The 13,189-nt window shown below is 44.6% G+C and carries 8 protein-coding genes; 7 read left to right on the top strand and 1 reads right to left on the bottom strand.

The annotated features are described in order from the left end of the window. Nucleotides 1-54: 54 nt before the first annotated feature. From ACSSS3_RS00325 to ACSSS3_RS00335, 3 genes are all read left to right on the top strand, one after another. Nucleotides 55-1,461: an amidohydrolase family protein gene (locus tag ACSSS3_RS00325; protein ID WP_442845975.1), complete on the top strand. Its 1,407-nt coding sequence runs from the start codon at nucleotides 55-57 to the stop codon at nucleotides 1,459-1,461. A 90-nt stretch (nucleotides 1,462-1,551) separates the two neighbouring features. After that, nucleotides 1,552-3,039, top strand: coding sequence for a S10 family peptidase (locus ACSSS3_RS00330; protein WP_442845976.1), 1,488 nt, complete (start codon nucleotides 1,552-1,554; stop codon nucleotides 3,037-3,039). Nucleotides 3,040-3,109: 70 nt separating this feature from the next. After that, nucleotides 3,110-3,931: an HAD family hydrolase gene (locus ACSSS3_RS00335; RefSeq protein WP_442845977.1), complete on the top strand. Its 822-nt coding sequence runs from the start codon at nucleotides 3,110-3,112 to the stop codon at nucleotides 3,929-3,931. Here the strand turns inward: ACSSS3_RS00335 and ACSSS3_RS00340 are convergent. Further along, nucleotides 3,917-4,339 carry a secondary thiamine-phosphate synthase enzyme YjbQ gene (locus tag ACSSS3_RS00340; RefSeq protein WP_442845978.1) on the bottom strand — a complete coding sequence of 141 codons (423 nt, stop codon included), beginning with the start codon at nucleotides 4,337-4,339 and terminating at the stop codon, nucleotides 3,917-3,919. The two genes, ACSSS3_RS00335 and ACSSS3_RS00340, sit on opposite strands and share 15 nt — an antisense overlap. Nucleotides 4,340-4,473: 134 nt before the next feature. Between ACSSS3_RS00340 and ACSSS3_RS00345 the strand changes: the two genes are divergently transcribed. From ACSSS3_RS00345 to ACSSS3_RS00360, 4 genes are all read left to right on the top strand, one after another. Further along, complete coding sequence (locus ACSSS3_RS00345; protein WP_442845979.1) at nucleotides 4,474-5,484, top strand: pirin family protein; 1,011 nt, start codon at nucleotides 4,474-4,476, stop codon at nucleotides 5,482-5,484. Between the two features lie 108 nt (nucleotides 5,485-5,592). Beyond that, nucleotides 5,593-10,290: a gliding motility-associated C-terminal domain-containing protein gene (locus ACSSS3_RS00350; protein ID WP_442845980.1), complete on the top strand. Its 4,698-nt coding sequence runs from the start codon at nucleotides 5,593-5,595 to the stop codon at nucleotides 10,288-10,290. A gap of 15 nt (nucleotides 10,291-10,305) precedes the next feature. Beyond that, entirely contained in the window at nucleotides 10,306-11,250 is a 945-nt protein-coding gene (locus ACSSS3_RS00355) for a PorP/SprF family type IX secretion system membrane protein (RefSeq protein ID WP_442845981.1), read from the top strand. A 17-nt stretch (nucleotides 11,251-11,267) separates the two neighbouring features. Further along, nucleotides 11,268-13,148, top strand: coding sequence for an OmpA family protein (locus tag ACSSS3_RS00360; protein WP_442845982.1), 1,881 nt, complete (start codon nucleotides 11,268-11,270; stop codon nucleotides 13,146-13,148). Nucleotides 13,149-13,189 lie beyond the last annotated feature (41 nt).

Consider the following 13,189-nt stretch of genomic DNA (forward strand, 5'->3'; position numbering starts at 1 on the left):
AGGTTTTAAAACCTGAAGATTATCAGCTAAATTGAAGACTTAATCAATCAAGCTATGAAATTCATACTTTCCGCTGTTTTGGGTGTGCTGCTCCTTATTTCCTGTAAAACCCGGGAACCGGAAGCAGATCTGGTGATCACCCACGTAAACCGAATTGATCTGGAGAGCGGCAGTGTTTATCCCAATCAATTTATCTATATCACAGGAGACCGCATAACCGCGGTGTTAGACAGCGCTGAAGCAGCTCAACTCGACGCCAAAGAAACCCTGGATGCCACCGCAAAATACGTGATGACAGGGCTTTGGGACAATCATGTGCATTTTAGGGGCGGCGATAGTTTGATTACCGAAAATAAAAATCTGCTAAACCTGTATATCGCAAACGGCATCACCACCGTTCGCGACGCCGGCGGTGATTTGACAGGTTCTGTTCAGGATTGGCAAAACCAAATTGAAAGCGGTAATCTAACCGGTCCTGAAATCTACACTTCCGGACCTAAGATTGACGGTCCCGGCGCTACCTGGGCGGGTTCGCTTGAAGTTTCCGGCGAAGCCGAAATAGAAGCCGCCTTAGACTCCCTGCAACAACTGAATGTAGACTTTGTAAAGATTTACGACAGCACGATTTCTGCGGAAAACTATCTGGAGGTTATCGCTAAGGCCGAAGCCCGCGGGATGATCACCAGCGGTCATATGCCCTACAGCGTCACGGTTGAGGATGCGGTAAACTCCGGTATCGATGCGATGGAGCATTTGTACTACGTGTTAAAAGGCTGCTCAGCCGAAGAAAAGTCCATCACCGAAGCAGTAAAGAATGGTCAAGCCGGTTTCTGGTCGTCTTTGGACCAAGTGATGCAAACCTACTCAGACACTACCGCTCAAAATACCTTTAAAACACTAAAAGATCAGGATGTTTTTGTGGTGCCCACGCTGCATATTGGCCATACCTTAAGCTATCTGGATGAAGAAGACCACAGTAACGATGCCTATCTAAATTATATAGGAGGCGGAATTCAAAAAACTTACGACGGACGCATCAACAGCGCTAAAAACGCCTCACCCGAGTTTGTCGTGATGCGTAAAAATCTGGATTCTGCCTTTGTAAAACTGACAGGTGACCTGCACCAAAACGGGGTAAAATTACTGGCGGGTTCAGACTGTGGGGCCTTTAACTCCTATGTCTATCCCGGCAAGTCCTTACATCAGGAATTGCAGGCTCTCGTGGATGCCGGATTAGCTCCGTTAGAAGCCCTTCAAACTTCAGCTTTAAACGGCGCCGATTTCCTCAAAAAAGACAAACCGGTAATTCAGGCAGATGCCGTAGCCGATTTGGTGCTACTCAATGCAAATCCGCTTGAAAACATAGAGAATACTCAGAATTTGTTCGCCGTAATCAAACGCGGCAACTTATATTCCAAACAGGATCTGGAGAATTTACTCAAAAAAGTCAGCAATCAATAAATGCTACACTTTTGGAAATTGGTTTCGCTAAGGCCTTAAACCGAATTCCCTATAAATCGTATTTTTAAAAACCACATTTAAAAACTTCCTATGAGATATTCAGTATTCGTTCTTTTCGCTTTGCTTTTAAACACTGCTTTCGCCCAACAGATACAGGTTCCTGTTGATACGACAATGATTTCTAAACATTCGGTAGCTATTAAAGGGAAGACGATTCCGTATACTGCAGAATTGGGTTTTCAGCCGGTTTGGGATAAAAGCGGAAATCCCGTTGCCACCCTAAACTACACCTATTACTCGCGTTCTGACGTTGCAGATAACCAGACCCGGCCTTTGCTCATCAGTTTTAACGGTGGCCCCGGCTCTGCTTCGGTGTGGATGCACATTGCCTACACCGGCCCGCGTATTCTTAAAATTACAGACGAAGGCTATCCGGTACAGCCCTACGGCATTAAAGACAATCCCAATTCGGTACTCGATGTGGCCGATGTGGTTTTCGTCAATCCGGTAAACACAGGCTACAGCCGTATGGTACCTAATGCAGAAGGCAAAATGCCCGAACGCGAACAGTTTTTCGGTGTTAATACAGACATTTCGTATCTGGCAGAATGGGTAAATACCTTCGTCACCCGGCATAACCGCTGGCGTTCTCCAAAGTTCCTTATCGGTGAAAGTTACGGTACCACGCGGGTTTCAGGGCTTGCCAATGCCTTGCAACAAAAACGCTGGATGTATCTCAACGGGGTGATTCTGGTCTCTCCTACCGAAATTGGTTTTGAGTTTGATGGTCCGGTTGAGATTGCAAACCGCCTGCCTTATTTCGCTGCCACTGCCTGGTATCACAAGGCCTTACCTCCTGCCCTTCAGAATAAAGACCTAACTGAAATGCTTCCGGAAGTTGAAGCCTATGCTGTAAACGAACTGCTTCCGGTTTTGGCTAAAGGCGGTTATGCTTCCGCAGCTGAAAAAGAAGCCGTAGCCGAAAAAATAGCGTATTACTCGGGGCTTTCCGTCAGGACTGTTAAACAAAACAATCTTGCCGTACCCTTCAACTATTTCTGGAAAGATCTGCTTCGCGATTCCAAAGGTTTTACCGTAGGTCGCCTGGACAGTCGCTATCGCGGGCTTGATATTGCCGATGCAGGTACTTCGCCCGATTACAACAGCGAACTCACATCGTGGTTGCACAGTTTTACGCCGGCGATCAATTATTATATGCGTGAAGAACTGGGCTTTAAGACCGATCTTACTTACGATCTCTTTGGCGACGTGCATCCCTGGGACCGCTCCAACAACCACGCCGGTGCAGATCTGCGTGACGCTATGGCGATCAACCCCAATTTGCACCTTTTGGTACAATCGGGTTACTACGACGGCGCTTGTACTTATTTCAATGCCAAATACATCATGGGGCAGATCAACATCAACGGGAAGTTTGACGATCGTATGGATTTTAAAGGCTATCGCAGCGGGCATATGATGTATTTGCGTGCCGAAGATCTTGAAGCCGCCAATGAAGACCTGCGTTTGTTTATCGAAAAAGCTTCACAGGGAATTGATCAGGGCGCAAAATACTAGACCTGGGATTTAAGATTGAATTAATATAAAATCGGTTTTAAGGCTGAAGCTTTAAAGTATCTTTGCGGCTATGGATTTATCACAGGTAAAATTGGTCATTTCAGATATGGACGGTACGCTCCTCAATCACAAAGACCAGGTAAGCGATCGTTTTTTTGAACTGTTTAAAGAATTGCAGGCGCACGACATTCCGTTTGTGGCAGCCAGCGGCAGACAGTATTACAGCATTGTGTCAAAACTGGCTCCTATAAAAGATGACATTTTTGTCATTGCCGAAAATGGAGGGATCACCGTAAAAGGTGAAGAAGTTTTGGACACCTGCACCATAGATACCGAAACCGTTCACAAACTCATCAGGCGTATGCGCGACATTGAAGATGCGCATATTGTGCTCTGCGGAAGAGAGCAGGCCTATGTGGAGTCTAACCACGATGAATTTCTCGAAATATTTAAAGAGTATTATACCAAATACAAAAACGTCGAAGACCTTACCGCGATTACTGAAGACTCCTTCTTTAAAATTGCTGTGTACAGCTTTGGCGGTTCTGAGGAAACCACCTATCCTCAGGTTCGGGATATTGAGAACGAAGTAAAAGTCAAGGTAAGCGGCGAAAACTGGCTGGATATCAGCCATCTGAATACCGACAAAGGTCGCGCCTTAAAATTGCTTCAGCAAAAACTGAATATCTCTAAAGATGAGACTATGGCTTTTGGCGATTACAACAACGATCTGGAAATGATTGAGCAGGCAGCATTCAGCTTTGCTATGCAAAACGCACATCCCAATGTTGCCAAAGCTGCTAATTACTCTACTAAAAGCAATATTGAAAATGGTGTAGAACACATTTTGGAGCAACTGGTCGCAATAAAAAACCAGTTACACACCAAATAAGGTAAGAACAACCTTGCGACTGCCGCCGTGATTGCGGTGCTCACAGAGGTAAATCCCCTGCCAGGTGCCCAGATTCAATCGTCCGTTGGTGACCGGTATGTTTACCGAAGTTCCCATCAGACTGGCTTTAATGTGGGCAGGCATATCGTCAGGACCTTCAAAGGTATGTTTGTAATAGGGTGCATTTTCGGGCACCATTTTATTGATATGGCTTTCAAAATCTTCCCGCACCGTTGGATCTGCATTTTCATTTATGGTTAGCGAGGCCGAAGTGTGCTTGATAAACACCTGCAATTGACCGGTGCTAATCTGGCTCAACTCGGTTAACTGACCCGTTATTTCTGATGTAATCAGGTGAAACCCGCGACGACGGGACTGCAGGCTTATTTCTTTTTGAAAAAACTTCATCGATATTTTTTTGGAAGTGAAAATTACAAAATGCAGACTACACCGCGTAAATAGTCTGTGAATAAGTGTTTATAACTCCCCTTTAGAAATTGAAGGCCGGTGCCTATATTCGTTAGAACCAAAAAATCTACGATATGGCAGCTATTCAAAAAATTACCCGCCTTCAAATGCCCTGGGATACCCAGGATCCTTTTCTATTTTGTGCATTTCACAACGACAACTACCCAAAAGGGAATGGCAAACTAGGGCCCGATGCTTCTTTAGCCGGTCGCTATATAGGTCAGGATTTTGTACAAAAAGACGGCTGGGCGATGTACCATGGTTCTAAAGTGCCCGGTTTTCCTGCGCATCCGCACGTGGGCTTTGAAACGGTTACCGTTTGTGAAAAAGGTTTTGTTGATCATTCCGATTCGTTGGGGGCTGCAGGCCGTTTTGGCAATGGTGATGTGCAGTGGATGACTGCCGGAAAGGGAGTTCAGCACAGCGAAATGTTTCCCTTATTGAATGAAGAAGCTGATAACCCGCTCTTACTGTTTCAAATATGGCTGAATCTCCCCGCGAAAAGCAAAAAAGTAGAACCCTATTTTGGAATGATGTGGAATTCAAAAATCCCTGTGATAGAACAAACCGATGCAGAGGGCAATTCCATAAAAATAAAACTCATCGCCGGAAGCTTTAAAAACCAGTCTGCTTTAAACCCAGCACCAGATTCCTGGGCGGCAAATCCCGAAAACGATATTCAAATCTGGTTGATTAGCCTCGACCCGAATGCAAGTTTTACTCTTCCTGAAGGTGCCGAAGGTTCTAACCGTTCCCTCTACTTTTATGAAGGGGAGCAACTGGAGGCCGAAGGTTTTGAAATCCCCGTTATGCACCACATTCGCGCGGAAGCTACAGAACAACTTACCCTTAACAACGGCTCAACAAAAGCGCATCTACTACTCCTTCAGGGAAAACCTATAGGCGAGCCGGTGGTGAAGCACGGACCCTTTGTAGGCAATTCCCGTAAAGACATAGAAGATGCCTTTATGCGCTTCCAGCAGGATTCCTTTGGCGGATGGCCCTGGCCCTCAAACGAACACACCCATGAACCCGAAAAGAAGCGTTTCGCTAAATATCCGGACGGTAAAGTGGAAAATTTATGATTGTAAATGATAAAAAATCTAAAAATTCAATTTATTATTTTACATTTGATCGTCAATATGTGTAATTTATCGATTTGACTTGCATAAAACTTTACTAACCCAACTCTTATGATTAGGAACTCTACGCTTCTTGGAAGAGCAATTTTCGTGCTTTTCCTATTTTTTTCTGTTGGTTTTTCTTCTAAAACCTTTGCGCAATGTGCCGGGGAAGACAACACAATCGATTTATGTGACAAAAGCTCGCAACAAGAGATTGATCTGTTTTCCCGTCTTAACGGAACTCCACAACCCGGAGGAACCTGGACGGATAACGATTTATCCGGCGGGCTTGATGTCAATACCGGTATTTTAGACACCTACGTTATAAGTACCGGTGGTGTTTTCACTTATACCTATACCAATTCAAGTTGTGGAGAAAGTGCTACCATTACGCTCAATCTGGCGGGTTATCCCGGAGGTGACAACATGAATGCGGTGGCTTGCGATGACAATCCAAGTGTAAACCTTTTTCAATTTACAGGAGGAAACCCCTCTGCAACTGTACCCGGAAACTGGTCTCTTACCGCAGTAGATAATGATAATGGAGATAGTGTTGCCTCATTAAGCGGAGCTCTTAACAGAAGTAGATTTAATGCTGCTCAGGCCGGTACCGGTACTTACACCTTTACGTATACCATCACCGATCAGGTAGCTTTGGATTGCTTTCCTCCTAATTCTGACCAGCTGAGTAGTACCGTCGTTTTAGAAGTGACCCCTGCTCCGGAATCTGGAGATCCCAATCCTGCAGCACAAACCACCTTTTGTGAAACTGAAGATCTATCGGGTCAAACCAATTACAATTTACGCGACGCCATAATCAATGAAGACGACGGAGGCTATTGGGAAGAAATTACAACCAATGAAATAAGTGGCGTAAATGACAGCTTTATTAACATTGAGCGCATACGCAATACCCTGGGTGGCGGCACATATATCTTTACCTATATCGTAGAGCCTATAAACCAAATATGTGATGAAAGTCGTATTAACGTCACCATAGTAATTGAGGATGTTGCAGATTTCACCAATGCTTCTCTGGAACTTACGTTTCCAACCGATGATGAAGACATTATATGTGAAAATGAATTACCTGTAAATCCTGTTGCTACCATAACCGGTGACCCGGCTGTCATTGCAGACGGCGATTACGAAGTCACGTATAGCGTAAGTCCTGCACCAAATACCGGCACCGAAACCCTTACCGTTACTATAACTAACGGTGAAGGTAGCTTTCCCGTAAACTCTGCCTTTTTTACCGCAGCCGGCGTGGCTGAATTGCGCATCACACAAATACTAGATCCCAATACAAACGGTAACTGTGAGGCGCTAATTGCCGAACTCGTTGATACACTTACAATCGTCGCTTTACCTGACGCTTCAGATACTCAGATCAGTGTAAACCAACCCCTTTGTTTTGGTGAAAATGCTACGCTTTCTATAGCAGACAGCGGTACTACTCCGGCTATTGAATTAATTGACGGGGATTATACCTTTACGTACACCCTGACCACCGGCACTAGTTCTCAGCAATATACCCAGACCGCTAACGTAACCAATGGCGCTGCATCTATAACTTTAATGGCAAGTGCATTGCCGGCAGCAGGTGATTACACGGCTACTTTAGATTCGGTTGCCAATGAAGCAGCTTGTGTTACGGCTACAGCTATTTCTAGCACATTTACTATAGATCCGCTTCCGGATGCTCAAACCCTTAGTGTAAGTGTTGCAAGCGCCTGCGAAAATGAAGAAGTACGCGTTACGATCACAGACACTTCCAATCCGGCCAACCTGGCAGATGGCTCCTATGATTTTACCTATGACCTCAGTGGTGCGATCAATGCGACCGGTGAGACTGCTACCAACGTTGCGATTACCAATGGAACAGGGACATTCAGTATTCCTTCAACTTTATTGCAAAACGGGGAAACTACGCTTACCCTGACCTCTGTAGTTAATACTACAACTACGTGTACGGCTACTAACCTCACCAATCCCACCGCAAGCTTTACCATCGTTGCTACTCCAAACCTTGTGGAGAGCATGATCACCGCAGAAGCGATTTGCGAGGGAGAAAACGCAAGTGTCGCGATAAGCGCCAATCCTGCACTGGTTGCAGATGGTGTCTACAACCTCAGCTATACCCTAACAGGTGACAATACCGCTGCTGAAACTACAATCCCGGTAACCTTTACTAACGGTGAGACAAGTTTTAGCCTTGATACAGCTACGGTTGCAAATCCGGGTACTACAACCATCACTATTACAGCAGTTACAACCGAAAATCAGGATTGCCCCAGTGCAGGACTACCGGCTTCAGTTGACCTTATGGTAAATCCGCTTCCAGGTTTGGTTGATACGGTTTTAACGACTGACGCATCCTGCGAAGGTGATGCTGTTAGTTTTAGCCTTTCTAACCCTAATGTCGTAGACGGAACCTATGAAATCGTGTATCAGCTTACGGGCGCTAACACGCTAACTGATCAAACCGCCACTCTGGTTTTTGCTTCAGGCGAAAGTGATTTTACAATCGCAGCAGCAGATTTAGTTAACACAGGCAACAATACACTTAGTATTACTCAAATTACAGACCTCAATACAGCTAATGAATGTGAAGCCGCTGTAACCGGACTGAGTATTGATTTCATCATAAATCCAAACCCTGACTTTTCAAACCTTAGCATCAATCAGATTACCGGCACCTGTCAGGGAGACGATGCATCACTGGTTTTATCAGATACTACCGGTACTTTAGCTGATGGCACGTATACCGTAACTTACGATCTTAGTGGTGCTAACACGCAAACGACTCAGACTGCTACGGTAACTATTGCTTCAGGAACCGGTACTCTGGTTATCGACTCTGCTTTAATTTCAAATTCAGGTACCACCACGGTAAATCTAACTTCCTTTGTAAATGCTTCCACTCTTTGTGAAAGTACTAATACCGCCGTAAGTGAGGATTTCACCATTGTTTCTCCTCCAGATTTAACCGGCGCAACTTTAAGTGTTGATGATGTTTGCTTAAATGATTCACCTGTTAATGCCACATTAAACGCACCTAACCTAAGTGATGGAAGTTATACATTTAATTACAACGCCAGTGGCGCATCAACAAGTAGTGCCATTGCGGCTAATATTCCTGTAGTTGGTGGTGAGGCTGTATTTGCAATTGATGCAGCACTTCTGGCAAACACAGGTGCGGTGACCTTAAGTATTACAAGCGTTACAAATGACGACAGCAGCTGCTTTACAGAAAGTCTGGATATTTCAACTGATTTTGTTATCAATCCGCTGCCTGTAATCGAAAGCGAAGACCTCGCAGTAGCCGATATTTGTCTGGAAGAAGGAACCCGTGTTGAAATCACCGGTACAGATCTGGTTGACGGCGATTACGAAGTGACCTATTCGCTTAGCGGAGCCAACACTGCTTCGGCTACCGAAACCCTGACGTTCACTGATGGGGCTGCTACAATTGATTTAGCTGCTGCAACTCTTGCGAATGCCGGTACAACTTCTTTTAGTATTACTCAGGTAATCAATCCTGTTACGTCGTGTGTAAGTACAACTACGGCAAGCGTAGAATTTGTTGTAAATCCTATTCCTGATGTGGCTGATGGACAACTGGAGGCTTCAGATATCTGCCTAAACGAAAACGGATTTGTAAGCTTTACAAACGCTACCGGCCTGGCTGATGGCGATTATAGTATAACCTACGATCTTTCCGGAGCTAATGAAGCAACCGATGTGATAGCAACTTTAAGTATTGCCTCTGGTGCCGGAAGCTTCGAAATCCCGGCTACTTCACTTACCGAAACCGGCATTACAACCTTCACCCTGACTTTGGTGAGTAGTGCTGCTGGTTGTGATTCTGACCCATTAGTAGTTTCTGATGATTTTGAGGTGCTTACATTACCTGATGCTGCCGGACTCTCGGTTTCAATTGCTGATGTCTGTTTTGGTGAACCTGTTAGCGTAAGCTTATCTGGAGCAACGCTTTTAGCTGATGCTGATTATTTTGTAACCTACACATTAAGCGGAACCAACACAAGCGGAGAAATCACGGAGACCCTCTCATTTAGCGCGGGAGCGGCTACCATAGATCTGGATGCGGCATTAATTGTTAACAGTGGCAGTACAACTCTTACGATTGTTGATATCCAAAATTTCACAACAACCTGTAGTTCTGTGAATGTAGGTGCTCCTGCTGCCTCGTTTGTTGCAGAAGATCCTGCTGCTCCTACTCTGGCTGCAAATGCTGAAGTATTCTGTATTAATGACTCACCTACTATTGGTGATCTTGAAGCCCGTGTTAACAGTTCGCTTACCGTAGTTACGTATAATGCGGCTACCGGTGGTGCTGCTCTTAGTGCAAACACGGCTCTTGCAGACAATGCTACGTATTATCTGGGTATCGTTAATTCCGCCAGTGGTTGCGAGAGTTCGCAGCGTCTTGCCGTTACGGTTGACCTAAGTGGTTGTGATTCGGTATTTATCCCTAACGGATTCTCACCTAACGGAGATGGCATCAATGATGTTTTTGAAATGAAAAATATAGACATCATCTATCCCGATTACAGCATTGAAATATTTAACCGTAATGGTAGTGTCGTGTTTAAAGGCAACACAGCAACAGGCTTTTGGAATGGCCAGGCCAATACCAATAACCTGGGAGGCAATACCCTTCCCAACGGTGTTTATTTCTACATCATAAACTTCAACGACGGCCAGACCGCTCCAAAACAAGGTAACGTATATCTTAACCGATAAAAAAGGATTAATTCGATGAAAATTTCAACTTCAATATTTACAGTATTTGCAGGTCTTGTCCTTTTTTGCGGTAGCATGTATGGACAGCAAGATCCTGAGTACACACAGTATATGTACAATATGAGCGTAATCAACCCTGCTTACGCCTCAGTAAACAAAGCCAAAGTAGGTGCGCTCTACCGCTCACAATGGGTAGGAATAGATGGCGCTCCCACAACAGCCAGCTTTTTCGGTCATTTACCGATGTCTGATAACGTCGAACTGGGACTGAACCTGGTTCACGATGAAATAGGCAATGTAGTGCAGGAAACCAACCTTAATGCGGATTTTGCCTATAAGCTCAGAGTACAGGAAAACGCAACCCTCTCTTTAGGTCTTAAGGCAGGTGCATCGTTTTTTAGTACCGATTTTAGCAACATTCAGCTGGGAACCGGCGGACCGGCAACAGACCCTTCGTTTCAGCAGAATATCAATCAGACCTATCCTACCATCGGTATAGGTGCCTATTATTTTTCTGAAAAATACTATGTAGGGCTCTCTGCTCCCAACCTGGTTGCTTCAAAACACATAGAAGATCAGGATGGCGTGCAACGTCTGGGAAGCGAAAACACCCATTACTTTCTTACCGGAGGTTACGTTTTTGAACCTTCGGCAGATTTCCAGATCAAGCCGTCATTTATGGCTCGCTGGGTAAATGGAGCTCCGGTTAGCATTGATGTAAATACTAACGTTCGCTTTTATCAGCGTTTTGAGGCAGGTATAGGTTATCGAATTGATGATGCAGTTACCGGAATGGTAAACTTTGAAGTCACTCCGGGAATACGCGTGGGCTATGCTTACGACTACACCACCTCTAATCTGGGACAGTACAACAACGGAAGCCACGAAGTGATGGTGCTCTTTGATTTTGATATCTTCAGCGACATCCCGTCTTATCGCAAATCTCCCCGTTTCTTTTAAACTACAGCACTAGGACTATGAAAAATATTACCCTCTTCGTTATTCTGCTAGCTGCCTGCCGGTTAGGATATTCTCAAAGTAAAGACCTTAAAATGGCTCATAAGCTTTATGCAAATAAAGCCTATACCGAAGCTATTGAGGCATATACGGCAGAAGCCGAACAAACACCGCTAGACACGCTGGCCACAAAAAATCTGGCAGAGTCGTATTACTACACTCAAAATGCTGCCAAAGCTGTAGAAACCTATGCCCGGTTATGGGAACTTAAACCCGATCAGGATAAGGCTGTGATCTTTAGATATGCAGATGCTGCCAAGCGCAGTAAAGATTATGCCAAGGCAAATGAATTGCTTACCAGCTATACCGGTGAAGAAGTAAATATCCTTCAGGGAATAGAAGATCTGGATGAAGAAGTTGAGCAGTTTTTCTTTCCGGAAATTCTGGATGCTGCTTCTGCTTACAATGATTTTGGTGCTGCCTATTACGACCGTCAAATCATTTTTGCTTCAGACCGAAACGCGGCAAGACCTGTCTATCCGTGGACAGGAAGACCCTATCTTGATCTCTATTATGCCAATGTAAACGGAAGCGCAATTACAGATGACGGCCTTTTCCCCGGAATGATCAATACCGATACGCACGAGAGTAACGCGGTATTTAGTGCAGACGGCAGGAAGATGTACTTTACCCGTACCAGCGATGACTTCACCCGTATTAATGATGCTAAAATTGCCGTATTGCAAATCTACAGTGCAGAGCTGGTAAACGGTCAGTGGGGCAACATAACCCTGCTTCCCATCAATTCTAAAAACTACTCTGTCGCGCATCCTGCTTTAAGTCCTGATGGGAAATCCCTGTACTTCAGCAGTGATATGCCCGGTGGTTTTGGAAGCTTTGATATTTATAAAGTAAACCTGAACGAGGACGGCTCCTTCGCTACTCCTGTAAACCTGGGCAATCGTATCAACAGCGATAAACTGGAGCAGTTTCCGTTTATTTCTGATGCCGGTAATCTTTACTTTGCTTCTAATCGTGCCGAAGGGCTTGGAGGTCTTGACCTGTATCGCAGTAAGGTTTCGGGCGAAACTTTTGCTGATGCTTACAATTTAGGCTCATCTATAAACTCCAATGCAGATGATTTTGCATTGATTATAAAAGAAAATGAGGGTACCGGGTATTTTTCATCAAACCGAACCGAAAAAGATAAATTATACCGTTTTGAAACATTGCCAAATATTAACTACCAGATCATTGGTAACGTAGATAACAAAAAAACGCTGGAGCCTATCCCCGGAGCTAAAGTAACCCTCTTCAGACCTGAAACCGGAACACTTATCACCGAGGTTACAGATGAAGAAGGCAGCTTTAAGTTTGATGTACGTCCCAATAGTTTTTATAAGGTGAAGGCTTCGAAAGAACTCTATGTACCTATTGAAAAAGATGTGCGTATTGAATATTCCCGCAATACCAAGACCGCTTTAAGATTATACATGGAAGCTTATGCAGATACCGAAGAAATCGTGGTGGTTAATGATCGTAACCAGCTTACGCAGATCAATCTTGAGAAAATCTACTTTGACTTTGATAAATCAAACATACGCCCCGATGCAGCGACAACTTTAGACAAATTAGTTGCTATACTCACTAAATATCCGGAAATGAAAGTAGAAATCGCGTCGCATACCGATATGCGCGGTTCAGATACCTATAATCAGGAATTGTCTGAGCGTCGTGCGCAGTCTACCCGGGATTATGTTATTTCTAAGGGTATAGATGCAGATCGTCTTACGGCAAAGGGTTACGGCGAGTCTGACCCCATCAACAACTGTACTGAAATGGACTGTACCGATGCACAACAGGACGAAAACCGTCGCAGTGAGTTTACCATCATCAATTAATAAAAAAGCACTCCAATAAAAAATCCCGACAGTCTGTACTG

This window comes from Leeuwenhoekiella sp. H156, assembly GCF_052218455.1.
Lineage (GTDB): Bacteria > Bacteroidota > Bacteroidia > Flavobacteriales > Flavobacteriaceae > Leeuwenhoekiella > Leeuwenhoekiella parthenopeia.

What these genes read in the sequence shown, in the direction of transcription:
- ACSSS3_RS00360 (WP_442845982.1), top strand. Translation starts at nt 11,268, where the DNA reads ATGAAAAATATTACCCTCTTCGTTATTCTGCTAGCTGCCTGCCGGTTA.
- ACSSS3_RS00340 (WP_442845978.1), bottom strand. Translation starts at nt 4,339, where the DNA reads ATGAAGTTTTTTCAAAAAGAAATAAGCCTGCAGTCCCGTCGTCGCGGG.
- ACSSS3_RS00335 (WP_442845977.1), top strand. Translation starts at nt 3,110, where the DNA reads ATGGATTTATCACAGGTAAAATTGGTCATTTCAGATATGGACGGTACG.
- ACSSS3_RS00330 (WP_442845976.1), top strand. Translation starts at nt 1,552, where the DNA reads ATGAGATATTCAGTATTCGTTCTTTTCGCTTTGCTTTTAAACACTGCT.
- ACSSS3_RS00325 (WP_442845975.1), top strand. Translation starts at nt 55, where the DNA reads ATGAAATTCATACTTTCCGCTGTTTTGGGTGTGCTGCTCCTTATTTCC.
- ACSSS3_RS00345 (WP_442845979.1), top strand. Translation starts at nt 4,474, where the DNA reads ATGGCAGCTATTCAAAAAATTACCCGCCTTCAAATGCCCTGGGATACC.
- ACSSS3_RS00350 (WP_442845980.1), top strand. Translation starts at nt 5,593, where the DNA reads ATGATTAGGAACTCTACGCTTCTTGGAAGAGCAATTTTCGTGCTTTTC.
- ACSSS3_RS00355 (WP_442845981.1), top strand. Translation starts at nt 10,306, where the DNA reads ATGAAAATTTCAACTTCAATATTTACAGTATTTGCAGGTCTTGTCCTT.